Raw genomic sequence first — 23,188 nt, 5'->3', positions numbered from 1 at the left:
GTCTACAACGTATCGCGTTCTTCGACTTCTTCGAAGGCTTCGATAACATCGCCCACTTTGATGTCGTTATAGTTTTCCAATCCGGCACCGCATTCGTAGCCTTTGGCCACTTCGCGCACATCGTCTTTGAAACGTTTGAGCGAGTTGAGCTTGCCCGTATAGACGACCACCCCTTCACGCAGCAATCGAACACCGGCGTTGCGAGTGATCTTGCCGTCGAGTACCCCCAAGCCGGCAACAATGCCAACCTTGGGAACACTAAAGGTTTGCCGGACTTCGGCCTGGCCCAGATACTGCTCACGGATAACCGGAGCAAGCATGCCTGCCATGGCGTCTTTGATGTCACTGACAAGCTTGTAGATAATGTCGTAAAAACGAATGTCCACACCTTCTTGCTCGGCAATCTCTTTGACTTTGACCGTCGGTCGGACGTTGAAGCCAATGATAATGCCTTCGGATGCCGAAGCGAGCAAGATATCGGTTTCCGTAATGGCACCGGCTCCTGAGTGTGCGATATGAACACGAACCTTCTCGGTGGAGAGCTTTTTCAGTGCATCGGTAATAGCTTCAAGCGAACCTTGCACGTCAGCTTTGAGCACCACATTCAACGTGAGGATTTCAGCATCACGCTTGGCTTCAAACAAGGTTTCCAACGTCACCTTGCTCTTCTTGCCGAGTTCACGTTCGCGCTGCTTGGACATACGGGTATCGGCAATGCGGCGAGCGACTTTATCGTCTTCCACTCCAACGAATTCTTCACCCGCTTCGGGCACGCCGTCAAACCCTTGGACTTCGACCGGAAGCGAAGGACCCGCTTCTTTGATCTTTTTGCCCTGATCATCAAACATGGCGCGAACACGGCCGTGGAAGACACCACATACAAAGGCTTCGCCTTGTTTAAGTGTTCCTTCCTGAATAAGAACGGTTGCAACAGGACCGCGTCCTTTGTCGAGTTTGGCTTCGACAATGTGGCCCCGTGCGCGCTTATCCGGATTCGCCCGAAGTTCCATGACTTCAGCCTGGAGCAAGACGTTTTCCAAAAGCCCATCCAGCCCCATGCGCTGTTTGGCGGAGACGTTACAATACATCGTATCGCCGCCCCACTCTTCGGGAACAAGACCAAGATCGGCCAACTCACGTTTAACGCGATCCGGATCGGCCCCTTCTTTATCCATTTTGTTGACAGCCACGACAATGGGAACTTTAGCTGCCTTGGAGTGGTTCACCGCTTCACGCGTCTGGTCCATAACACCGTCGTCAGCAGCAACAACCAGAATAACGATGTCGGTGACCTGAGCACCACGAGCACGCATGGCCGTAAAGGCTTCGTGACCAGGCGTATCAAGGAAAACGATTTCGCCGCGCGCCGTTGTCACGTGATAGGCACCGATGTGCTGCGTGATGCCGCCAGCTTCACCGGAGGTGACATTAGATTTACGAATGGCGTCGAGCAACGACGTTTTCCCGTGGTCAACGTGACCCATAATCGTCACAACAGGCGGACGCGGCAGCAACTCTTCAGGCTTATCAGCTTCCGCCGGTAAGATGAAGGCGTCTTCGGAGAAACCGATTTTTTCGACTTCATAACCGAACTCACTAGCTGCCAAAGTTGCCGTATCGATATCAAGCGACTGGTTGATTGTGGCCATAACACCAAGCCCAAGCAGAACCTTCATAAGATCCTGAGACTTGATCCCCATTTGTTTGGCCATGTCGGCCACACGAATGGTTTCATCCATGCGGATTTTCCGCTTAGCCGCCTTAAGAGGCTGCGTCCCGGCTGCCTGGTCAAAAGACTGATTATCCATACCTCTGGATTTTTTCTTCCGACCGCCACGCCGGCCTCCCGTACGATCTTGCACTTCGGTACTACGCCGACGCTTTTGTGCTCCGCGCGGCATTTCACTCGTATCGGGTTTGGACGAGAAATCAACAACACGTTTATCTTTTTTCCGCTTGCGCTTATTCCGCGAGTCGTCATCTCCCGTTGCCGGAGCACCCGCTCCACCAGGCGCCTGGGCAGGGGCATTGCCACCACCGGGAGGAAACGGTCGACCGCGACCACCGCCCGGTTGCGGGCGACCGGCAGGCCGTGCTGGTTTAGCCGGCTGTGCCGGTTTCTCGGCCGGATCGGGCATGGAAATAATACGCACCTTAGGCGCGGACTGTTCAATGCGTTTGGGCTTTTTCTTCTTTTTGTCCTGCTTAGGTTCTGCAGCTTCTCCTTGAGCAGGCGCAGCCGTGACACGGGCCGAGGATTCAACCGGTTTGGTACGTTCTTCTTGCACGATTTCAGATTCTTCGCGTTTCGACGTTTCGACTGTCTCGGGCGCTTTCGATTCCTTGGGTTCAGGAACAACGTCCTGGGGAGCTTCCGACGTCACGGGAGCATCGTCAACTTTTTCTTCCGAGGCGGATTCGGGGAGCGATTCCTCGGTTTTAGGTGCAGAAACGATGCGGGCCGTCTGTGTGGGGACAGAAATGATGCGGGCTCCTTTGTGCGGCTCAGCCTTGGATTTCGACTTAGCGGGTTCGACAGGCTTGGTTACGGGCTCGTCTTCAACCGTCTTGGCCTCATCGGGGCTCGTGACAGCTTCGACTTCAGCGGCAACAGTGCCTTCGTCCTTAACCGTATCTGACGCGGGTTCTTCCGGAGCGGCTTGAACCGGCTCAGCGGCTTGCTTGGGCTCGGGCTCGGGTTCGTGTGCAACCTCATCGACAGCGACTGATTCAACGAGCTCTTCCCGCTCGACCGATTCAGTCTCTCCATCATGAGCGGTGGTCTCCACCACTTCTTTAGCTTCCCCTTCGGCTTCAGGAGCCTCAGGCGCTTCAGATGTCTCAACGGGTTCCATAACATCGCTTTCAGAGGTATCGTCCTCGATGTCTCCACTCTCGTCCTGCGTTGCTCCGACCGGGCGCCGGGATACTTTGCGTCGTCTGACAATGACATCGGGCTTGACCTGGGTGTCGATCACCTCGGTCTGGGCAACGCTTTGGCTAATGCGAGATCTGACCTGGTTCGCTTCGTCTTCGGTCAGGGTTCCCATGTGGGATTTCACCTGGATACCGAGTTCGCGAAGCGCCTGGATCATTTCCTTATTGCTGATGCCAAGCTCTTTTGAAATGTCCTTGACCCTAACTTTACTCACGTTCAAGCTCCCCTTTCCACTTCTTGCGCCAGCCCGTATAGCGTGGAAATTTTTCCCGGCATATAGCGTCGTTACATACGTAAAAGCCTCTGCCGGTCAGACGGTTCTCGGGATCGATGACCAGCCCGGGCCCGCATCGACCCGCGTCAACGACCACGACATGACGCGTCAACTCGGTTTTATCAAAACGGCGGCGGCAAATAACGCATGTACGTTGCGGGCGGCCAACCGATGTCTGTGCTTCGACCATAATTCCTAATTAAGACAAACCAATTCCAGTGAACTTGTAATCAGTTACACTTCGGGTTGCGTGTCGATATTCTCACCGTCCGCTTCATCGGTCGGCGTCACAACGTCTTCTTCAGCAGCATCATCAGCTGTTGAAGTATCGGAAGCAAATTCTTCATCGTTTTCACTGACGTTGTCACTCGTATCGTCACCACTCGGTTCGTCGGATTTATTCACCATAAAATTAATCGCTGCCCGCAGGTTGCTCAATTTCACGTCGTTGAGACCAACCACACGAGCTAACTCTTCATCCGTGGCGGAAGCGATCTGATCCACACTTTCAAAGCCAGCGGCAAGAAATTGGTCTATGCCGATTTCAGCCACACTTGCCAACTGATCAAGGCCTTTTCGTGTAACATTGAGTTCAGAATAGCGGCTTTCTGTAAAGATATCGATCTTCCAGCCAAGGAGTTTCGCTGCCAGCTTGACGTTTTGTCCCTTACGTCCGATTGCCAACGTTAATTGGTCATCAGGAACAACCACCTCAAGGACTCGATCTTCGTCGTCAACCATGATGCGCGTTACGCGTGCCGGAGACAGTGCATTCGCTGCAAATGTGGCAACATCGGGGCTCCACACGACAATATCGATGCGTTCCCCACGCAATTCCTGAACAATGTTCTGAATGCGGGAACCACGAATACCGACACAGGCGCCTACAGGATCAACGTCGCGGTCCTTGGACACGACGGCAACTTTGGCTCGAGATCCCGGATCGCGGGAGACTGCCAAAATAGAGACCGTTCCATCGGAAACTTCGGGAACTTCTCGTCGGAAAAGAGAAATCATATAGTCGGGGTGCGTCCGCGAAACAATAATCTGCGGTCCACGTCCCGAAGGAAGCACTTCGATGATGAACGCCTGGACACGATCGCCGCGTTTGTACCGCTCGCGCGGAATTTGCTCTTCTTTGGGGAGCAAAGCTTCGGTTCGCCCAAGATTGATGATCCATCCTGAACGATCTCGACGCTGAATAATTCCGCTGACGATTTCGCCTTTGCGATCTTTGTACTCTTCGTAAATAATTTCCTGTTCAGCATCGCGCATGCGTTGAATAATAACTTGTTTGGCTGACTGCGCGGCAATACGCCCCAAGTCTTCGACTTGAAGCTTAAAGCCAAGCTCGTCGTCCAGCGCGACGTTGGGATCATGCTGCTTGGCGTCTTCCAGATTAATCTCGGCGGTTGCATCCTGGACTTCTTCAACAACCACCTTGAACTGGTAGACTTCAATTTCGCCTTGTTCTTCGTTGAAGCTGACTTCCACATCCAGGTTTTCGCCATATTTGCGGATGACAGAAGAACGCACGGCTTCTTCGATAGTATCGATCAACAGGTCTCGATCAATACCGCGATCTTTGCTTATCTGATCAATGGCTTTTTTCAGTTCCAGTCCCATCTGGTTGTCTCCGTTGTCCTCTCGCTGGCCCGTATGGGCTATGCGGCGAATTCTGCCGCTATACTCACGTCAGATATTCAACGTCGGTATGCGAAAGCGCTTTGTCATCATAAAAAACGGCCGGCCCAAAGGCCGGTTCCGTCTAGAAATTCGGCACAAGCCGGACCGACTTCACTTCGGCCCACGGGAAATGCAAACGAGCGCCATCCACTTCAAGCACCAATATGCCATCATCAGCGGTTATGGCATGCCCTCGAAATTTTTTTCTGCCGTCACGCGGCTCAAAAAGCATCAGTTCCATATCTCGCCCCAAAAACGGCACCACCTGCTCAAGAGAAAAAAAACGACGATCCAATCCAGGTGATGATACTTCAAGGCGATAGGAACCGCGGATGAAATCCTCGACATCCAAGGTAACACTGAGCTGTCGACTCAATTCCGCACACTGGTCAATGGTGACACTTTCAGCCGCGCCTGAAGCTCCAGCCGGTGTATCAATAAATATACGCAGCACACCACCGCGCCCCCCGCCAAGCGCCGCATCTACGCCCCACAGGACAAGATCGTGCGCCGCGAGAAAAGATGTAGCCAATTCGGCTATGCGACTGGGGATATCGATTTTTGCCACGTAAAGAACTCCATCAAAAAAAAAAGTGGACCGTACAGCCGGGCCCACCCCCAAAACATGCCCCTTTGCATCATAAAAGACGCAAGAACACCAAAGAGGTCTGGTCTGGAGCGGGCGACGAGGATCGAACTCGCGACACCAAGCTTGGGAAGCTTGTACTCTACCAGCTGAGCTACACCCGCTCGAACTCGGAAGGATAACAAAAGGCACACGAATGTCAAGTGCCAAGCACAAAACACCTTCAGGACGGCTACAACACCAAAGTCCGAATAATACAAAAGAAGAGTGCGCAACACAAGACCCTCTTCTCTTTATTAATCACAAGAACATTATTTCGGCCTGATTCTTGCCATCCTCCTGAAGATTCCGAAACGAGCGTCAAGAAAACGTCTCAACATGATAGCAGTTGGAATCTTTTATTTTTTTGTGTTTATCCGCACCCTACAGCGAGCCCGAAACATCGAGAATCTCAAAAAAATAGCATAACACACTGATATTACAACACTGGCAAGATTAGTGCATGGACTGATGCGGGAGGAATGTACACCATGGATCAAAGCAGCTTATCAGCCCTGTATGGAGCGCTTTCCAACGAATTGCGCATGAACACCATCACCAATAATTTGGCGAATGCCAATACGTCTGGATACAAGAAGGATCGCCTCACATTCGAAGATACATTCATCCGATACGCACATGACTGGGAACCCAACCCCAGACCAAGCATACGCACCAAGAAACTACTGCCCGACTCATATGTCGTTGCGAAACCAAGATTGGCACTCCAGACCGTCGATTTCTCCCAAGGACCACTTCAGGTCACGGGGAATAAGCTCGATTTGGCTCTAAACGGTCCCGGATTCTTCAAGGTTCAAAGCGATGAGGGCGAAATGTACACCAGAAACGGTGAGTTTTATCGCTCGAATGAAGGCATTCTGGTTAACACCGAAGGCTACACCGTGCTTGGTGATGGCGGCGAAATCGAAATTCCTGACGGCAGACGGATTGATATCGATCGTGGCGGTCGCATCTTCGTTGATGGAGCTCAGATCGGCACCATTGATGTGGTGAGTGTAGACAATGAAGAAGGCTTGATGAAGGTCGGCCAAAACCTCTTCACTCCCAAAGACGGCGCCGCTGTTGGTGAAGCCGCTGTCGATGTCAACGAAACGACGGTCAACCAGGGATACTTGGAAAAGACCAATATCCAGGTGGTCGAAGAAATGGCGCACATGATTGAAACCCAACGCGCCCATGAAGCCTACACCAAGGTGCTTCAAACCACGGATACTCTCGATAAATCGACCATTTCGAAAGTTGGAAACCGCAGCTAACGGCTGACAGAAACAAGGAGGACTCGCCATGATGCGCTCACTTTGGACGGCCACTACCGGCATGGTCGCGATGCAGACGCAAATCGACACCATGTCGCACAACCTGGCCAACGTGAACACCATCGGCTTCAAGAAAAGCCGGGCTGAATTCGAAGACCTTATGTACCAAACCCTCAATGTCGCCGGGACCGAAACCGAAGGTGGAGGCCGCATTCCTACCGGGTTGCAAGTTGGTATGGGTGTACGACCGACGACGGTTCACAAGTTCTTCACGCAGGGTGATTTGCAGAATACCGGCAACCAACTCGATATCGCCATTGAAGGTGACGGTTTCTTCCAATTCGACGTGAATGACCAGCTTGCCTATTCCCGAGCCGGATCACTCAAGCTCGATCAGGATGGACGCATCGTCAGTGCAAATGGTTACCCATTGCAGCCCGAATTCACCGTGCCGACTGAAACCAAGAACATTGTCATTACCGAGTCGGGAACCCTCTCGTGCATTGCCTCCGATGGCAGCGAACTGGCGACGACCGATATTCCTCTCTACACGTTCATCAACCCTGCAGGTCTGACCGCAATGGGCCGCAACCTGTATATTCCGAGCGAAGCCTCGGGTGATGCCCAGGAGCTTGTACCGGGGACGGACAATGCCGGCCTTCTCGTTCAAGGCTACCTGGAAATGTCCAACGTACAAATGGTGGATGAAATGGTCGGTCTGATCACGGGGCAACGTGCTTACGAGGCCAACTCCAAAGCCATCACCACTTCGGACCAGATGCTGCAATCAGCAATCAACATTAAGCGATAAAGACGGAATAACCGCAAAGGAGTCGCCAATGCGCGCTTGCACACTCATCACCGCTTTGACCATTTTGACGGCGCTCGTTTCGCTCGCCGCCCCCAGAGCGAGCGCAGCACAGGCCTTCCCTATTCAAATCGCCCAGGCGGCCTGTGTTCTGGGCGACACGGTTCACCTCGGCGAAATCGCCGCTCCAGCTGGACAATTCGACGCAAACGAATGGAACCGGCTGGCTGGTCTGCGACTCTGGGCTGCCCCTGCAGTTCATGGGCAGCAGCTTATTTTGAGCAGAGCCCAGCTGCGCGAAATGATCTGCCAGGCATTGGATAACTCCGCTGCAGACCTTCGTCTGCCGAATAGTTTAACCATCCGTCGAGGCGGTCGCGTTATAGGTCGAAACGAAATCCAACGAAGCATAGTCGAATTTTTGACGCCAAGCCTGCAGAAGCTCGACGGCGAAATCGAACTTTCTCAAATGAATACCCCTGACTTTTTCTTTCTTGATGACCCAGGCGATTCCCTGGCCGTCAGCCAGGTTAGCGATATTAATCCAGGACGCGTTACCGTACGCGTCACCAGCCGCACCGTTGATGGACGCGACATCAACAAGATCAATGTCAGCTTCCATATTGCTCAATGGAAGCAGGTCCCTGTAGCCAAACGACCATTGCGTGCTGGTGAAGGCATTGATCCGGCAACCATGATTGCTTTTGCTCGCCAAGACGTTTCAAAATTGGACGGAAAACCATGGGACGGCAAGGGTGGCCCGTGGCGAGTCAATAGGACCGTCGGCGCCGGCGGAGTGATTTATGCCCAAAATATTGAGCACAAACCGCTCATTGCTCGCGGTGACAAAGTCGACATCATCTTTCAAGGCCAACATATTCGTTTGGCGACTCGCGGTGTCGCCCAATCCGACGCGGCTTTAGGCGCAACCATTCTTGTCATGAACCTCGACAGCCAACGCCAGATCAGCGGTGTCGTTTCCGATAACGGCGTCGTGACAGTGCAGTAGTTCAAGGGAGCATACCTATGAAAACCAATCCCCATATCTTTATCGCCACAGCGATGACGGTTTTGGCCCTGACCGCCTGTACGCCGACGTCAAAACAGGTGACACCGACGCCAACACTCACCCCACCAGTGACCAAGGCACCACCGCCGGCCAGAAACCCGGGTTCGCTGTTCAGCCAGAACGAACCCCAATTTCTTTTTGAAGATAATCGGGCCAGACGTATCGGCGATATCGTCATGGTCAACATCATCGAAAATTCGTCCGGCCAGAACAAGGCCAAGACCAAGAGCGACAAGGACTCTACCTATGAAGTGGGCGTTGACAGCTACTTCGCTCAAGCGTCCTTTGCCGGCCCCACCGGGTTGCTCGGTCTGCCAACGATGGGGCTCGATGGCCCGACAGGAGCCAACCCGCTCATCAAGGCAAACACGAAGAACGAATTTGACTCCAAAGGAGAGACCTCTCGTTCGTCCTCGGTCAGCGCGACGGTTGGTTGCCGCATCATCAATATTTTACCCGGCGGCGTCATGCAGGTCGAAGGTGCACGTGAAACCCGCGTCAACGACGAAACCCAAATTCTTGTCGTACGCGGCCTGGTTCGGCCCTACGACATCGACGGGGACAATACCGTTCCCTCGACCGCTTTGGCGAATGCCCAGATCGAATACTACGGCCAAGGCGTAATTGCCGACCGTCAGCGCCAAGGCTGGTTTGGTCGCGTCATCGACAATATCTGGCCCTTCTAACCACGCTTTATTGAGTAACGAACCGGCAAGGAGACGCTTTATGGCGACACCCCGATACATCCCCCACCACGACACTGCTCTGACTTCGGTCATCGCGCGAGCCGGGCTTATGCTTCTGGTCTGTCTCGCCATGTTTGCCACCTTCTTCACCGTCGGGGCCAACGCCGCCCGTATTAAAGATATTGCGTCGGTCAGCGGTCTGCGCAACAACCAACTCGTTGGATACGGCCTCGTTGTCGGCTTAAGCGGCACCGGAGATAAACGCGGTTCCGAGTTCACCATCCAATCCATGGTCAACATGTTGGAAAAACTCGGCGTGCGCGTTCAACAAGCCGCCCTCAAGCCTAAAAACGTCGCTGCCGTCATGGTCACCGCACAGATGCCGGCTTCGGCTCGCGCTGGTTCGACACTCGATATCCATGTCTCCTCGCTGGGCGATGCCACAAGTTTGCTTGGTGGTGAACTTCTCCTGACGCCCTTGAAAGGTATTGACGGAAACATCTACGCCATCGCTCAGGGTTCTTTGCTTCTCGGTGGCTTTTCCGTCGCAGGCGCAGGGGCAACTGCACAAAAGAACTCAACGACCGTCGCCATCATTCCCAATGGGGCTTCGATAGAACGTGAAGTGCCCTTTGACTTCAATAGCCAGAGCAGCATCACGCTCAACCTGAAGACACCGGATTTCTCAACGGTCATGAACATGGTTGGGAAGATCAACGATACTCTGAGTGGTCCGTTTGCCCAGGCTAGTGATGCGTCGACCATCAAGCTCAACGTTCCTCCGCAACACAAAGGCAACCTTGTTCCGCTGTTGGCGTCCATCGAAAATATCGAAATTACACCGCAGTCCCGCGCACGTGTTGTCGTAGATGAAAAGACCGGAACCGTGGTTCTTGGACAGGATGTGCAGTTAAGCAGAGTCGCCATCACCCATGGCAACCTCCAAATCCTCGTCACAGAATCGGCGCAGGTATCGCAACCCCTGCCCTTCTCCGAAGGACAAACCGTGGTTGTGCCAGATACCACCATCGCGACCCAAGAACAAAACCGCAAGTTGAAGATGGTCGAAGGCGCGACGTTGCAAGAACTTGTTCAAGGTCTGAATGCGCTTGGTGCGACACCACGCGACCTCATCAGCGTTCTGCGCACCCTGCAAGCCGCAGGAGCGCTCTATGCCGACCTGGAGGTCATCTAAATGAGTTCGCCAATGGATATGACCGCACTGAGCCCGACAATTGGCCAGGATACGGCCAAAAAGATGCAACTGGACCAGGTGCGTAAGAACCTGGCCGCCAGCGGTCAAGATGAAAAGAAGCTCAAGGAAGCCTGTGAAGGCCTTGAATCACTGTTTCTCTATAATATGATCAAGGAAATGCGGGCTTCCATCCCCAAAGACGGCCTCTTTGCAAGTAAATATCAAGAAAAATATCAGGACATGTTCGACCAGGAATGGGCGAAAGACATGTCGAAAGACGGCGGCATGGGCTTGGGAGATATGGTCTACAGGCAGATGAAGGCCGATTTGGCAAACAAATCGAACCCGCCTGATGCCACCAAGTCCAGCGAACTCAACCCGCTTGATCAGCATAGCGGAACAAATCGCTTGGTACCGCAGGCAGCGTCAGCACCACGTTATGTGCCGCATCCCATCACGTCCCTTTCTGCCGTGACAGATCTTGATATGGCCGCTGGCGTCAATCCTCTGACGAGATTGCCTTCAGCAAATATTGCGGCCAACCAGGCTGCTGCTTACGGCATGCATGGATCGTCCTCCGCAGTGGAAGACTCCGCTCTGCATCTTCCCGTAACAGGGAAAATTACTTCAACCTTTGGCCTGCGGAATGATCCTTTCACCGGACATTCACGGCAGCACCATGGTCTGGACATTGCGGCTCCCACGGGCACACCCATTTCTGCCTGTTGGGACGGGAAGGTAAGTTTTTCAGGGAAAAAGCTGGGGTACGGGAATGTCGTCATCGTTGACCACCCCGAGGGATGGCAAAGTATTTATGCCCATAACAGCAAAAATATACTCAAAATCGGTGACACCGTACAGGCTGGCCAGAAAATTGCAGAAGTTGGAAATACAGGACGCTCCACAGGTCCACATGTCCATTTTGAACTGCGAAAAAATGGTATTCCCCAAGACCCTGTTCGCGTCCAGGCAAATTCGGCTAAAGCCGGGAAAATCGATACTACTGCGTAATAATACAACTTTTTATATATGAGGAAGACCGGCATGAACGAACGCATCCTGCAAAATATCACCCGGCAAAGCAAAGCACTTCAGACTCTCTTCACCTTGCAACAGGAAGAGTTTGCCCACCTCAAGGAACTCAATCCTGAGGCCGTAAGCCGAACAGAATTATCCATTCAGGAACTCATGCGTCAAATCGCTGCAGAACGAAGCGAAATCAGCCTCCTCATCAAAAAATGCGATCCATCGGCGAAGCGTGTTCGTGATTTGCTCCCTTCATTCACCCAAGAACAACGTGACGAAGTCGAGAAGTCATTCGCTTTGCTGGAAAAAGTCGAGCAGCAATGTGCCAAACAGGCGGAAAAAAATCACCGCCTCGCTTTAGGCTTATTCAATCAAAGTCAGTCCTACATGAGCTTTCTGCAAAAGCAACTCATTCCCAAGAAAGAGACGTACTCCAAAAACGGCCGCTTCCAAGACGCAGATACCGGGCCCAGAGTTTTGCGCGGGAGGTTCTAAATGTCAGGTATCACTTCTCTTCTCAATGTCGGCAAACAGTCGCTTCTGGCTAACCAAACAGCCATTGAAGTGACGGGCAACAATATCGCCAATGTCAACACCGAAGGATACCACCTCCAGCGGGTCCACTTCGAAGCAACGACCTATATGGATATCTCACCGGGCCAGATCGGTACCGGTGTTTCGGCTTCCGAAGTCGAGCGGCTTTTCGATCAATTTGTCGAAGCTCAGTACAATGATCAGGCATCGGCCCGAGAAATGTACAACCAGCTCGAAGAAGCGTTGAAGAGCATTGAAAACTTATTCAACGAAGCGAACAACAGCGGCATAAGCGACATGATCAACCAGTTTTTTGCTGACTGGCAGGATCTGAGCCTGGACCCGAGCAACTATCCAAAGCGCCAGGTTGTTATTGAAGACGCTATCAATCTGTGCAGCCTGTTCAACATGAGCGAACAAAATATTCGTGACGTTCAGGAGCAGGTGAACGGGTACATTGCCGACGACGTGGACCGTCTCAACGAAATAGTCAAACAAATCGCCGATATCAATCAGCAAATCACAGTACAGGAAGTTCCCGGTGTGGTGCACCCCAACGGTTTGTATGATCAGCGCGATTCACTTATCCGTGAACTGGCCGAAATCGTTGATATCAATGTCATTGAAGGCTCAAATACCGGCGATCTCAAGATTTACACCAAGGCTGGATACACCTTGGTCGATGGCACCGTGACCTTCGAGATGAAATATGAAGGTCCCAAAGCCACGGAAAACCTGATCTATCGTGATCCGGCTTTTGACGGGAATATTAACTTCACCGGTGAAGACGAGTTTGAATACACCGTCAAGGTTGTGCAGTCTGGTGGTGTAACAACCGACGATACAGCAGCGCAGTTTCAGGTTTCGCTTGACGGCGGGAAAACATGGCTGAAGGACGACAACGGCGACACCATCACCTTCTCAGCTCGCCCGTACGAACAGCGTGTTACGGTAGGAAGTTTGGAAATTTATTTCGGATCAGAATCTGCTTCCCAGACAGCTCCAACGGAAGATCTTATTGCCGGCGACGTGTTCACCATTGTCCCCAAAGACGGTTTGTATTGGTATCAGTCAGCTTCGACCCCAATCAACGTCACGCCGCAAACCTATTTTTCAGGCGAGGCAAACGACAATCGAATAGTTGGCGGCAGCTTAACCGGCTACTTTTCTTTCCGAGACTATTACGCAGGTCGCTATATTGATCGCCTCAATGCGCTCTCCGAAAGTTTTACGTGGGAAGTTAACCGCATTTTTAGTCAGGGAACAGGTTCGGACTTATTTACAGAGACGTTGGGCACGTATGATATGATTCATACAGACACACCTCTGGGAAGCTATTCCACAGGACTCGATTTTGGCTCAAAACTGCAGTCCGGTGCGTCATCATTCTACGCCTATTCCGAAGATGGCACACTCTTGGATGGTGGCTACCTCGATTTCTCCAACATCAACCCGCCGGGAACCAAATTATTCGATCCGGACCAACACTCTCTTGAAGATGTTGTTCAGGCTATCAACGATACCTTTGGCGATTATGTCACCGCCTCCGTTCTCGATCAGCGATTGTCTGTTCAAGCCGACGGAACCAACTCTTTCGCCTTCGGCACAGACGCCACCGGGCTTTACGCTGCTCTTGGTGTTAACACGCTGTTTACCGGCTCGACGGCTCAGACCATGACAATCAATGAAAAGGTGTCACATGACTCGGATTACCTCAACACCGGGCATGTCAACGGCGCGGGTGAAGCCAACCAAGGTGACAACACCATCGCTCGCGATATGGCCAACCTGAGTACAAAAACCGTGACCATCTCTACGGAGTTTGAAGGTCCCACCCAACAGACCTTGCCTGATTATTACGAATCGCTCGTTGGTATCATCGGCGTAGATACGGAACAAGCCGAGTTTAACAACAATTACACCACGGCACTGGCCAGTGATCTCGACGCTCGACAGCAATCGGTCTCCGGGGTGAACCTGGATGAAGAAATGTCCAATTTGATCAAATTTCAAAACTCGTACAAGGCTGCGGCGAAACTTATCACCACAGCCGATCAAATGTTTCAAACTCTGCTTGCATTGAAAAACTAGCAGCCCGGGGAAAAAACATGCGCGTCACGCAAAAGATCATTTACGGCAATGTGGTTAACTATACCAACTCGGCTCTTTCCGATTTGATAGAAACCAACATTCAATCGTCCAGCCAAAAGAGGATCAACAAACCATCGGACGATCCAATTGGTATGGTTCAGGTGATCGACCATCGCACGGCGTTGAGCGCATTGAGCCAATATCAAACCAACATCGATCAGGCGACAGGTTGGCTCAACCTTGCCGATCAGACTATGGTGCAAGTCAATACGGTGTTGACTCGCTGTAAAGAACTGGCCCAAAAAGGCACAACCGGTACACTGACGGACGAAAACCGCGATCAGATCAGTTTTGAAGTGCGTCAACTTTTTGAAGAACTCGTTTCACTGTCTAACACCGAGTATGACAACAAGTCCCTTTTTGCCGGTCAAAAAACCGATAAAAATGCCTTTGTGGAAAGCTTGTGGCTGACCAGCAACGATTCGAGTCTTGATAATCGCTCATTCGACATTCAGGGCGACACCGATAGTACTGCGCTGATCCAATTTACCGGTACTGAAGGTGACAAGCATGAGCTCGTCGCAGGCGACACGTTTCGATATTCCTTTGATGGTGGAACGACATGGGCGACCGGCACCGTCACCGATCCAGGAGGCGATACCCTCAGTCTGCAAGTTGGCGGCGGCCTTCAGGTTAACATTGAACGCGGCACCAGCGTCACGGACAACTCTGCCACGGATACCAACGATGCCAATGGAACCTGGATGTGGGTTCGCCCAACAGCCATTTACCAAGGTGACGACAAAGATGGCGTGGATGTCGATCCATTGCAAGACACCGATGTTCTCGGCGAAGCTGCCGGGGCTTTCGATGAAAACGTCATCGTGCGCATAGACGAAACCCAGACGCTGGATAACCCCATTGCTTACTCATACAGCACAGACGGTGGCGTCAGCTGGATTACCCAAAACCAAAGCACTCCCGATGCCTCGAACACCTCGGCCAATTTAGTTGTTCCTGGAGGTATTCTGACGTTATCCAACGCCGGTTCGAATACCGTGAACGCTGGTGACGAATTTGTTATCCGTCCACGCATGGCCGATATTAACGTAGACATTACCCCGAATGAATCCATCACCATCAACGGCGTCGGTAAAGATATCTTCGGTGGTGTGTATACTGATCCATCTAGCGATTCTGCATCTGCCGTCACCATCAACGGCAGTATCGGCGCAAACGTATTCGAGACAGTCGGTAAGCTTGTCGGCTATTTGGAAACGAACAATCAGGACGGTATCCAGGAATCCCTGGAGAACCTCACAGAAGCATCGGCAACAATCCTGAATTACGCTGCGAATGTGGGGGGACGAGAAAACCGATTGGAAACATCGCAACTTGTTCTTCAAAACCTCACACTCAATGAAGAAGATGCGCTCAGTGCCGTCGAAGACGCCGATCTGACTCAACTCATGACCAAGCTTGCTCAGCAAGAACTGGCATACTCAGCTGTCTTAAAGTCTTCCAGCAAGCTTATGAGCATGAGCCTGATCAATTATATTTAGATGGACAAAGGCGCGCGTCGGACTCTTTCTCACGCACGCCTTTGCTGACCTGAAACGCGTTTTGAAGGGATTCATGTTGACAGACAAGAACCCAAATGCGTAGAAGGTGAAGTGGTTACACGGAATTTGTCCTTTGCATACTATCGCAAACCAGTCAGCATTCACGGAAATCCATGCTCATATTGACCCGTCGGCCGGGCGAAAGCATCCACCTCGGAGACGACATCAAAATCACGGTGCTCGGCGTTCAAGGAAAACAGATCAAAATTGGTCTGGAAGTTCCTGACGATGTCCAAGTCTATCGTGAAGAGGTTTATTTACGAGTATTGGAACAAAATCGAAAAGCGCTGGAATCGACTGACCAAGATCTTCTCACGGCGACCCAAACACTATGGCCAAAGAAAAAGAACGACGCATCCAAAGCCGAGTAGGCGAACTGAGCGTTCCCGAAGATCGGATAATTACGTTTCCACGAGGTCTGATCGGTTTTTCGGCGTACCGGGAATTCACGCTGGTCAACTTCCAAGAAGATTCGCCATTTATGATCCTGCAAAGCATGGATGATGCTCGGCTGGGTATTCTTGTGGCTGACCCGTACGCCTTCATGACGCAGTACGAAATCGTTGTGGGAGATATGGAGCGGCGCCTGCTGAAACTTGACGACATGGAAAAAATGGCCGTCCTGGTCACTGTCACCATTCCGAAAGGAAAACCCGAAGAAACGACCCTCAATCTCTCGGGACCGATCGTCATTAATTTTGAACCGCGCATCGGAATGCAGATCCCTCAAACAGACCCGCGTTTTCCAGCACATTTCAAGCCAGGAACCGTAGCCACTGCTGAAAACGCATAAGGCCTCCGGCAACACAGACGCTCTTGTCTGCTTTCTTGTCTCCTCAATGACGTTCGCCTGAATAAATACAGAGCATTCCCAAATTACGGGCAATGTGAAAGACACATGTGCTCAAGATCTTCCCGCAAATAAATCAAAGTGGTGAGCGCATGCCCCACCAAAAGGGAACTGACCTCTTCCCGTCAATGCATCGACAACCGGGGCGGCGGTTATTTGACGCATCTTCCGGGAAGAAGTGCAGACCGAGTCTTCCTCACATACCGTGAGGAGAATCGAAATTGTGCCAGGAGGCGGGGCGAACGCACTCCCGGAATGGTTACGGGTTTTGCTGTTTGGAGGGCGGTCCAACCAACAAAACACCGTAACCTCTTGTTACATATAAATTTCCAGGTCTTGTGCCAACATGTTCTCAGCGGTTTTCCTTGAGTCAGGCTGGTAGGTACCGGCCTCGACTTGCGCTTTGAGCGCAGCAACCTTGTCTGCACGTGTGCCAGAGGCATTCTGAGCCGTGCGAACGCTGGTTGCAAAGAGCTTCGCTTCATCCGAAAAATTTACCTTATCGGACGACGAAGACGGTGCGCGTTTGGCGGACTTCTTTGAGCGCGCCGAATCAGTCTGTCCGGTTTCGGCAATCTCGTCCTTGTCTACCCTATTCTGAAGGTAAGACTGCATACCGGAGTAGATGTTTTTGATATCCATAGTGTCCCTCCCCGAGGACATGCCCTGATCTCGCATTACAACATGGTCTCGTCAACCTTGATCAAAGCAATCTGCCAGACGCGGTTGAGAATTTGAGTTTTGTCTTCCGGAGATACTTCGTGAGCCTCATCATTGTCTTCAAGTATAAATATCTGCAAATCTTGTTCCTCTGGCGGATAGGCAAAGAGGAATCGATGTCCGAACTCGTCTTCGAGAGTAGCCAAAATCTCGTCGACGACAGGACTGTCGCTGCCGGTAACCAGGAGGTTTTCAACGACTTCAGCGGCAACCCGTTGTACGAGATCGCGCCGTTTGACCGCTTTGGACAAAGAAATTTCATCCTCTGCTTCGGCCGCACGCAAACTGCGGCGATACCGAGCAAGACGTCGGCCCGTTGTCACCTGCCGGCCGTATGTTTGCAGCATGTTGCGGACTTTATACGGTTGCAAGCTCACTTGTTTCTCCCCTTCCTCACCTTTCTTATCGTCTTGGAAGAGATTCTCTTTAGGTCGAAGAACTTTTTTTCCCATACGTATTAAAGCCCGGCAAAGGTGGTTTGCTTCAAGTGGAAAATCTCTTACAACTCGGTTATCGTTTACATTTGGTAGCCTATCGAACCGGTTTCCCAAGTCGCATACAGAATACCGAATCGTACTGAGGGCAAAATATAAACCCAGATCAATCCACGCCTCTAGCAAAGAAGTGAGCCTCATCCGTGCAGCACGTTCTTATCGTCATTAAAACACACAACGAAGAGGCACTCGCCTTGAGCCGTCGTGTGGCACATTGGCTTCTTGAGCGCAATGTTTCAAGTATGACTGTCGAAAACCAATCCGACGCCGTCATGGAGAGAACACGTTGCATATCTCCTGGATGTCATGAGCGCAAACCCGATCTTGCGCTTGTTCTCGGTGGAGATGGCACCATGATCAGCGTCACTCGCAAACTGTGCGGCACAGGAATCCCGTTGCTTGGCATCAATTTCGGACGACTTGGTTTTCTGACCCCCCTCTCTTCGGACAATTGGGAAGAAGGATTAGAAGAGATTCTCGGACATGGGGTCAGTACTGTAAAGCGTATGATGCTCCAGGTTAAAGTCAAGCGGCGGACCAAAACAGTTTTCGACTCTTTTGTCGTTAACGATGCCGTTATCAGTCGAGGAGCCGTCGCCCGACTTATAAAACTTCATCTGAGCCACGGCCATGAACCCATTGGAACACTGCGCGCCGACGGTGTCATTGTGTCCACACCACTTGGTTCCACAGCATATTGTGCAGCGGCAGGCGGACCGTTGGTCCACCCGAAACTTGAAGTCTGTATTGTAACACCTGTCTGCCCATTTCTGAACGACTTTAAACCCGTGGTACTCCCAATGGACCGTGGAGTCATCATCAATATTGATGAAACAGCTTCCGATGTATCGCTTACAACCGATGGCCAAGTCGCCTTTGCTCTTGAGCCGGGGGATTGTATTCGTATTGATCGTGCACAAAGCCGCTTGCTTCTAGCCGGCGTTTCCGGCGATTCCTATTTTGGCCGTCTTAAGGAAAAAGGATTCTTTAAAGAACGATGAGCACCCCATTCTCCTCCATCAATTCCGTCAAGGATGTGCGTTACGGCATCGATCCAGTGTTTGACGCATGGCTATTGCACTTCATGAGTGAGAACAACATTGAATACTCCATTGACCCACTCAAAAATGCATCGCCTGAACAATTGCGCTTCATGGTGGACCTTCCGCCAGATGCTGTTTATGTCCCCTGTACGGATACAACGTTGTTTTCATTGCTTGATCTCAGTAATCACCGCAACCTTCTTGACCAGTATCAACAACGTTGGCAACGCATTCGCCAACTTTTCGACCTCTGTGGAGGCCAAGGAAATGACCGCTTACGGATGGAGACATTGTGTCGCCATAAATACGATATGGCCATGCATTCTCACATCTATCTGCCATCGCGATTGACCAAACGATTACTGACCATTTTTCTTACGCAATCAGGACAAGCCGATCCATATCAAGACCGCAAACGGGAAAAGAATCGTCGAGCACAAAAGTTTCTCAACGATACAACACTTGATACGTTGTTGGCTGCCTGTCCAAGCCCGCTTTCAAGCTGCGGTGCCATAAGCGAACTTCGGTTTGAACTCGACATGATCGAATTACGTCGCTCACTCAGCCTAAGCACATGGAAACGAGTTTTCGATACCAATCAGCCACTCCCTGGACGAACCGAAATCGAAGCGGAATTCAACAAATACTGCCCTGGTTTGGAAGAATTGCGTCGTCTCCTTTCCCCCCACAATCCCGGGAGAATGAAAATTTTATTTTTGCCCGAAGAAAGTGGCGGGCATATTTTTGACCTCCTTATTGTGCGCTGTTTGTTGCGCCAAGGCCACCGGGTCATTATGGCCCTCAAGGAAGGGTTCTATTTCGATGCGCCGACCTACTGGGATCGAGAATCCGATTCCACGCTCGCCGCAGCCTATGAAGGTGCGTTTTTTTTCGATGATGCAAAAGCATCGAAAAACAGACTCCTGGATGTCATCAAGGAAAATCCATTTGTCGTCATTTCCGACGGTACCCGGGAACGGCTTAATCTGATTCGGACGAGTGTGACTTTCGCTCGCGCATGGAAAGAGGCCGATCTCATTCTTGCCAAAGGCGTATTGAACACACGGCGCATTATGCAAACGAGCCATTCGTTTACACGCGATATTATTTGTTTCTCACGCGATGCAAACGATACCCTCATTATCGACTATAAACCCAAACCGCAGCATTTGCGGAAATTTACCGAAATCCAAATTCGATCCAAGGCCGAAAGTCTCATAACCCGCATGCGTGCAGAAAAGGCCGCTGGTCGCAATATCATGTTTTATAGCGCCATTGTCGGCAGTATCCCCCACGAAACCGAAACCGCCATCAATATTCTCAACACGTTCGTTCCTTATCTGCGTTCACGAATGGATGATGTCTTTATTATCAATCCTGCCGAGCATTTCGAAGAAGGCATGGATGCCGACGATCTGATGTATATGTGGGAGAAGGTGCAGCGCAGTGGACTCATCACCATTTGGCGATTTCAGACGTATGCCGATATTGAAAAAAGCTTCGAACTGTTGGGGAGGCGTGTGCCAACGGTGTGGGCCGGCAAAGATGCAACGTTCTCGACCGGATGTACGAAAGAAATGGGTATTGCTCTCGATATGCAAAAGCGCTACCCCGAACTCCAGATTATCGGACCGAGTTCGGAACAATTCTTCCGGCGACGAGAATATGGCGTCGGCAAGTTCTGTGACGTCGGAGTGGATTGCGACTAACGCACGACATTCTGGAGCTGACGAAACATCGTATTGTGTTTTGAGCTCCCTTCAACAACCATGGATGCTGGAATACACCAAAGGGGCTTCTTTTCTATCAACCTGAAGACAAAATCTATGACGAAAAAGACGCAACAAGTTTTTTTTGACCTTGGCCCCAATGCTCCGGCGCTGCACTCAAAACGTAAGCGGCGCGCTCCTGAGTATGGGACAGAGGCACCACTTGCAGCCATTCGCCGCAAATGTCTCGATTGCTCGGGAGGGGTGCGCGAAGAAGTAACACTTTGCCCGGCAAAGGAGTGCCCTCTTCATCCATTCCGACTCGGTCATTCCGAAGACGAAGCTGAGGAGCCGTCTGAAGAGACACCGGCTGAAACTCCTTCCTGACAAAAAAAGTCCCTGCCGATCGGCAGGGACTTTTTTTGTCAATAAATATCGATCGTTAAATCTACAAAAACAAGATAGTAGCGATAAGGCCGGTCAAGCTCATGGTGACGGTATAGGGGAAGGCCAGCTTGACCATCTGTCCATACGACAAACGGATGAGCGGAGCCAAGGCCGACGTCAGCAGGAACAAGAACGCAGCCTGACCGTTCGGAGTTGCAACGCTAGGGATGTTCGTGCCCGTGTTGATGGCGACAGCCAACAAATCAAGCTGTTCTTTGGTGATGATGCCAGCGGCAAGAGCTTGCTTTGCTTCGGTAATATAGACTGTAGCAACAAACACGTTATCACTAATGGCCGACAACACGCCGTTCGCAATGTAAAATGCAATAAGCTGCATTTTCCCTTGCATCGCCAACGCATGGTGGATGATAGGAGTAAACAAATGCTGATCGTGAATGACCGCAACAACAGCAAAGAAGACAACGAGCAGCGCGGTAAACGGCAGCGCTTCTTCGAAGGCTTTCCCGATTTGGTGCTCTTCGGTCACACCCGTGAACGACGTCAGCAAAATAATGATCATAAGGCCGACGACACCGACTTCAGCAACGTGCAATGCCAAGCTGAAGACGAGCAGTACGGCAACAATTCCTTGGATGATCAACGCGGCTTTCTGGCGTTTGCTGCGCTTTCTGTCATCTTCTTCGGACTGTTCACGCAAGATACGCAGAACATTCTCCGGAATCTCGAAGCCGTATCCCATGAATTTTTTCTTTTCGAGCCAGTAGCATGTGTACAAGCCAACAGCGAGAACCGGGAGGGAAACCGGAGCTACTCGGATAAAGAATTCGGCAAAATGCCAGCCGACTTCATGCCCGATCAACAGGTTTTGCGGTTCACCGACCAGGGTGCAGACGCCGCCCAGCGCCGTACCAACAGCACCGTGCATCATGAGATTGCGGAGAAATCCACGGAACTCGTCAAGATCGTTCCGGTGACAATCATCGACACCAGAGTCAATACGACAATCATGCTCATGGTCGCGACCTTTGCCCGACGCATAGCGGTGGTACAGATCATAAAAGCCATAGGAAACGGCGATAATAACGGCCGTAACCGTCAACGCGTCCAAAAAGGCCGACAAGACAGCACCAGAGATACAGAACAACAGCGCCAGCTTCACCTTGGACTGCACGTTCATGAGAATTTTGGTGAACGTGAAGTGTAGCAATTCTTTCATGAAGTAGATGCCGGCCACCATGAACATCAGCAACAAAATAACAGGCAAATTATGCGCAACTTCATGATACACGGTTTCTGCATTCGTCAAGCCAAGGACAACGGCTTCAATAGCCAACAAACCACCGGCAGGCAAAGGGTAGCACTTGAGTGCCATGGCCAACGTAAAGATGAATTCAACAATAAGAATCCAGCCTGTTACAACAGAGCCAACCGTAGAGAGAAGGATCGGGTTGAGAACAAGAAACGCAAGAATGGTAAATTTATACCACGCTGGCGAGTTGCCAAGAAAATTTCGATTAAACGCCTTGCCAAGAGTCTGTGGCATCTTCGGTCCTCCAGATGGCCATACAGCCATGGTTCTGAGTGTTGGGGGGGGAGCACATCAAAAATACCGCCGCATCATGACTATGCGCGGCGGAAACATATGTCTCGCTGGGCAAAAGGTGTCGGGACATCACCTTCCATCGCAAGCGGGACTTGACAGTACACGGTGTTCAGGAAGAGTAGATAGTATAGAGATTAGTGAATGCTCTTCGGTCGAGTTCTCCCATACTTAAACGTCTCGTCGGCCCATACGCCAAGCGGCCATCCCGATAGAGTGGCCCCAAATAGCTGGGTTCTTTAGCAAAATTCGAGCCACAACAAACTCGTCAAACAAATCAATACCATTCATGCTTTCGTTTGCCAAGCGCCGGGTCAAAAAGAACCAAAACCGAATCCTCTCTTGGATCAAAATGACTCACTCATATTTCCTCCTCACATGAAGTTCGCACTTTAATTTGAATGATCCTTTTTTCCCAACAGGCATTGACCAGTGTGTACGGTGCAGGTTAGATCAGTGGCGGTCACTTTTATGAGTATTATATCGCGCAAGCCGCCTTTATTGTCCTATTTTGACACAGTCACGCCATTTTG

At 51.3% G+C, this 23,188-nt stretch carries 21 protein-coding genes and 1 tRNA gene; 14 read left to right on the top strand and 8 right to left on the bottom strand.

Going from position 1 to position 23,188, the window contains the following annotated elements; translation table 11 throughout:
• Positions 1–2: 2 nt before the first annotated feature.
• The 5 genes from infB to G451_RS0120725 form a co-directional block, all read right to left on the bottom strand.
• On the bottom strand, positions 3–3,152 hold the full coding sequence (gene infB / locus G451_RS0120745; protein WP_027185742.1) for a translation initiation factor IF-2: 3,150 nt from the start codon (positions 3,150–3,152) through the stop codon (positions 3–5).
• A complete protein-coding gene (locus tag G451_RS0120740) occupies positions 3,145–3,402 on the bottom strand; it encodes a YlxR family protein (protein WP_027185741.1) in 258 nt (85 codons plus the stop codon). Before G451_RS0120740 ends, infB begins: the two co-directional genes overlap by 8 nt.
• A gap of 44 nt (positions 3,403–3,446) precedes the next feature.
• The gene (gene nusA, locus G451_RS30845; RefSeq protein ID WP_034643324.1) at positions 3,447–4,838 is read right to left on the bottom strand and encodes a transcription termination factor NusA; all 1,392 of its coding nucleotides are present in this window, start codon (positions 4,836–4,838) and stop codon (positions 3,447–3,449) included.
• Positions 4,839–4,980: 142 nt separating this feature from the next.
• On the bottom strand, positions 4,981–5,466 hold the full coding sequence (locus G451_RS33845) for a ribosome maturation factor RimP (protein ID WP_169727922.1): 486 nt from the start codon (positions 5,464–5,466) through the stop codon (positions 4,981–4,983).
• A 106-nt stretch (positions 5,467–5,572) separates the two neighbouring features.
• Positions 5,573–5,648: transfer RNA gene (locus tag G451_RS0120725), tRNA-Gly, on the bottom strand.
• Positions 5,649–6,014: 366 nt separating this feature from the next.
• Between G451_RS0120725 and flgF the strand changes: the two genes are divergently transcribed.
• From flgF to fliW, 11 genes are all read left to right on the top strand, one after another.
• Positions 6,015–6,800 (top strand): flagellar basal-body rod protein FlgF, encoded by a 786-nt coding sequence (gene flgF, locus G451_RS0120720; RefSeq protein WP_027185740.1) that lies wholly within the window; start codon positions 6,015–6,017, stop codon positions 6,798–6,800.
• 28 nt (positions 6,801–6,828) lie between these two features.
• On the top strand, positions 6,829–7,611 hold the full coding sequence (flgG, locus tag G451_RS0120715) for a flagellar basal-body rod protein FlgG (protein WP_027185739.1): 783 nt from the start codon (positions 6,829–6,831) through the stop codon (positions 7,609–7,611).
• A gap of 28 nt (positions 7,612–7,639) precedes the next feature.
• Entirely contained in the window at positions 7,640–8,617 is a 978-nt protein-coding gene (flgA, locus tag G451_RS0120710) for a flagellar basal body P-ring formation chaperone FlgA (RefSeq protein ID WP_027185738.1), read from the top strand.
• A gap of 17 nt (positions 8,618–8,634) precedes the next feature.
• Positions 8,635–9,363, top strand: a complete 729-nt coding sequence (locus tag G451_RS0120705; protein WP_027185737.1) for a flagellar basal body L-ring protein FlgH — start codon at positions 8,635–8,637, stop codon at positions 9,361–9,363.
• A 40-nt stretch (positions 9,364–9,403) separates the two neighbouring features.
• Positions 9,404–10,558, top strand: a complete 1,155-nt coding sequence (locus G451_RS0120700) for a flagellar basal body P-ring protein FlgI (RefSeq protein ID WP_051261739.1) — start codon at positions 9,404–9,406, stop codon at positions 10,556–10,558.
• The gene (locus tag G451_RS0120695; protein ID WP_027185735.1) at positions 10,559–11,569 is read left to right on the top strand and encodes a peptidoglycan DD-metalloendopeptidase family protein; all 1,011 of its coding nucleotides are present in this window, start codon (positions 10,559–10,561) and stop codon (positions 11,567–11,569) included. It begins immediately after the preceding gene.
• Between the two features lie 33 nt (positions 11,570–11,602).
• Positions 11,603–12,079, top strand: coding sequence for a flagellar export chaperone FlgN (flgN, locus tag G451_RS0120690; RefSeq protein ID WP_027185734.1), 477 nt, complete (start codon positions 11,603–11,605; stop codon positions 12,077–12,079).
• On the top strand, positions 12,080–14,209 hold the full coding sequence (gene flgK / locus G451_RS0120685; protein ID WP_027185733.1) for a flagellar hook-associated protein FlgK: 2,130 nt from the start codon (positions 12,080–12,082) through the stop codon (positions 14,207–14,209).
• A gap of 17 nt (positions 14,210–14,226) precedes the next feature.
• A complete protein-coding gene (gene flgL / locus G451_RS0120680; protein ID WP_027185732.1) occupies positions 14,227–15,771 on the top strand; it encodes a flagellar hook-associated protein FlgL in 1,545 nt (514 codons plus the stop codon).
• Between the two features lie 173 nt (positions 15,772–15,944).
• Positions 15,945–16,202: a carbon storage regulator CsrA gene (gene csrA, locus G451_RS0120675; protein ID WP_027185731.1), complete on the top strand. Its 258-nt coding sequence runs from the start codon at positions 15,945–15,947 to the stop codon at positions 16,200–16,202.
• Positions 16,163–16,624, top strand: a complete 462-nt coding sequence (fliW, locus tag G451_RS0120670) for a flagellar assembly protein FliW (protein ID WP_027185730.1) — start codon at positions 16,163–16,165, stop codon at positions 16,622–16,624. The genes csrA and fliW overlap by 40 nt, the downstream gene beginning before the upstream one ends.
• Before the next feature lie 372 nt (positions 16,625–16,996).
• Here fliW and flgM read toward each other — a convergent pair whose 3' ends face one another.
• A complete protein-coding gene (flgM, locus tag G451_RS0120665; protein ID WP_027185729.1) occupies positions 16,997–17,323 on the bottom strand; it encodes a flagellar biosynthesis anti-sigma factor FlgM in 327 nt (108 codons plus the stop codon).
• A 35-nt stretch (positions 17,324–17,358) separates the two neighbouring features.
• Positions 17,359–17,778 (bottom strand): DVU0524 family FlgM-associated protein, encoded by a 420-nt coding sequence (locus G451_RS0120660; protein WP_027185728.1) that lies wholly within the window; start codon positions 17,776–17,778, stop codon positions 17,359–17,361.
• Positions 17,779–18,038: 260 nt separating this feature from the next.
• Between G451_RS0120660 and G451_RS0120655 the strand changes: the two genes are divergently transcribed.
• The 3 genes from G451_RS0120655 to G451_RS30835 all read left to right on the top strand — a co-directional run bounded on the left by G451_RS0120655 (position 18,039) and on the right by G451_RS30835 (position 21,034).
• The gene (locus tag G451_RS0120655; RefSeq protein ID WP_027185727.1) at positions 18,039–18,896 is read left to right on the top strand and encodes an NAD(+)/NADH kinase; all 858 of its coding nucleotides are present in this window, start codon (positions 18,039–18,041) and stop codon (positions 18,894–18,896) included.
• The gene (locus G451_RS0120650) at positions 18,893–20,647 is read left to right on the top strand and encodes an ARMT1-like domain-containing protein (RefSeq protein ID WP_051261737.1); all 1,755 of its coding nucleotides are present in this window, start codon (positions 18,893–18,895) and stop codon (positions 20,645–20,647) included. The genes G451_RS0120655 and G451_RS0120650 overlap by 4 nt, the downstream gene beginning before the upstream one ends.
• Positions 20,648–20,764: 117 nt before the next feature.
• Positions 20,765–21,034 carry a hypothetical protein gene (locus G451_RS30835; RefSeq protein ID WP_034643319.1) on the top strand — a complete coding sequence of 90 codons (270 nt, stop codon included), beginning with the start codon at positions 20,765–20,767 and terminating at the stop codon, positions 21,032–21,034.
• Between the two features lie 61 nt (positions 21,035–21,095).
• Here G451_RS30835 and nhaB read toward each other — a convergent pair whose 3' ends face one another.
• Complete coding sequence (gene nhaB, locus G451_RS0120640) at positions 21,096–22,598, bottom strand: sodium/proton antiporter NhaB (protein WP_027185724.1); 1,503 nt, start codon at positions 22,596–22,598, stop codon at positions 21,096–21,098.
• Positions 22,599–23,188 lie beyond the last annotated feature (590 nt).

This window comes from Desulfovibrio inopinatus DSM 10711, assembly GCF_000429305.1.
GTDB classification, from domain to species: Bacteria; Desulfobacterota; Desulfovibrionia; order Desulfovibrionales; family Desulfovibrionaceae; genus Alteridesulfovibrio; species Alteridesulfovibrio inopinatus.
Note: the sequence above shows the minus strand (reverse complement) of the source record. Positions and strands in the feature narration are given on the sequence as shown.

Bases quoted from the DNA above. Each gene is read 5' to 3' on its own strand.
- csrA (WP_027185731.1), top strand. From the start codon at position 15,945: ATGCTCATATTGACCCGTCGGCCGGGCGAAAGCATCCACCTCGGAGAC.
- G451_RS30835 (WP_034643319.1), top strand. From the start codon at position 20,765: ATGACGAAAAAGACGCAACAAGTTTTTTTTGACCTTGGCCCCAATGCT.
- G451_RS0120740 (WP_027185741.1), bottom strand. From the start codon at position 3,402: ATGGTCGAAGCACAGACATCGGTTGGCCGCCCGCAACGTACATGCGTT.
- flgM (WP_027185729.1), bottom strand. From the start codon at position 17,323: ATGGATATCAAAAACATCTACTCCGGTATGCAGTCTTACCTTCAGAAT.
- G451_RS0120650 (WP_051261737.1), top strand. From the start codon at position 18,893: ATGAGCACCCCATTCTCCTCCATCAATTCCGTCAAGGATGTGCGTTAC.
- nusA (WP_034643324.1), bottom strand. From the start codon at position 4,838: ATGGGACTGGAACTGAAAAAAGCCATTGATCAGATAAGCAAAGATCGC.
- nhaB (WP_027185724.1), bottom strand. From the start codon at position 22,598: ATGCCACAGACTCTTGGCAAGGCGTTTAATCGAAATTTTCTTGGCAAC.
- G451_RS0120700 (WP_051261739.1), top strand. From the start codon at position 9,404: ATGGCGACACCCCGATACATCCCCCACCACGACACTGCTCTGACTTCG.
- G451_RS0120695 (WP_027185735.1), top strand. From the start codon at position 10,559: ATGAGTTCGCCAATGGATATGACCGCACTGAGCCCGACAATTGGCCAG.
- fliW (WP_027185730.1), top strand. From the start codon at position 16,163: ATGGCCAAAGAAAAAGAACGACGCATCCAAAGCCGAGTAGGCGAACTG.
- flgA (WP_027185738.1), top strand. From the start codon at position 7,640: ATGCGCGCTTGCACACTCATCACCGCTTTGACCATTTTGACGGCGCTC.
- flgN (WP_027185734.1), top strand. From the start codon at position 11,603: ATGAACGAACGCATCCTGCAAAATATCACCCGGCAAAGCAAAGCACTT.
- flgK (WP_027185733.1), top strand. From the start codon at position 12,080: ATGTCAGGTATCACTTCTCTTCTCAATGTCGGCAAACAGTCGCTTCTG.
- flgG (WP_027185739.1), top strand. From the start codon at position 6,829: ATGATGCGCTCACTTTGGACGGCCACTACCGGCATGGTCGCGATGCAG.
- G451_RS0120705 (WP_027185737.1), top strand. From the start codon at position 8,635: ATGAAAACCAATCCCCATATCTTTATCGCCACAGCGATGACGGTTTTG.
- flgL (WP_027185732.1), top strand. From the start codon at position 14,227: ATGCGCGTCACGCAAAAGATCATTTACGGCAATGTGGTTAACTATACC.
- flgF (WP_027185740.1), top strand. From the start codon at position 6,015: ATGGATCAAAGCAGCTTATCAGCCCTGTATGGAGCGCTTTCCAACGAA.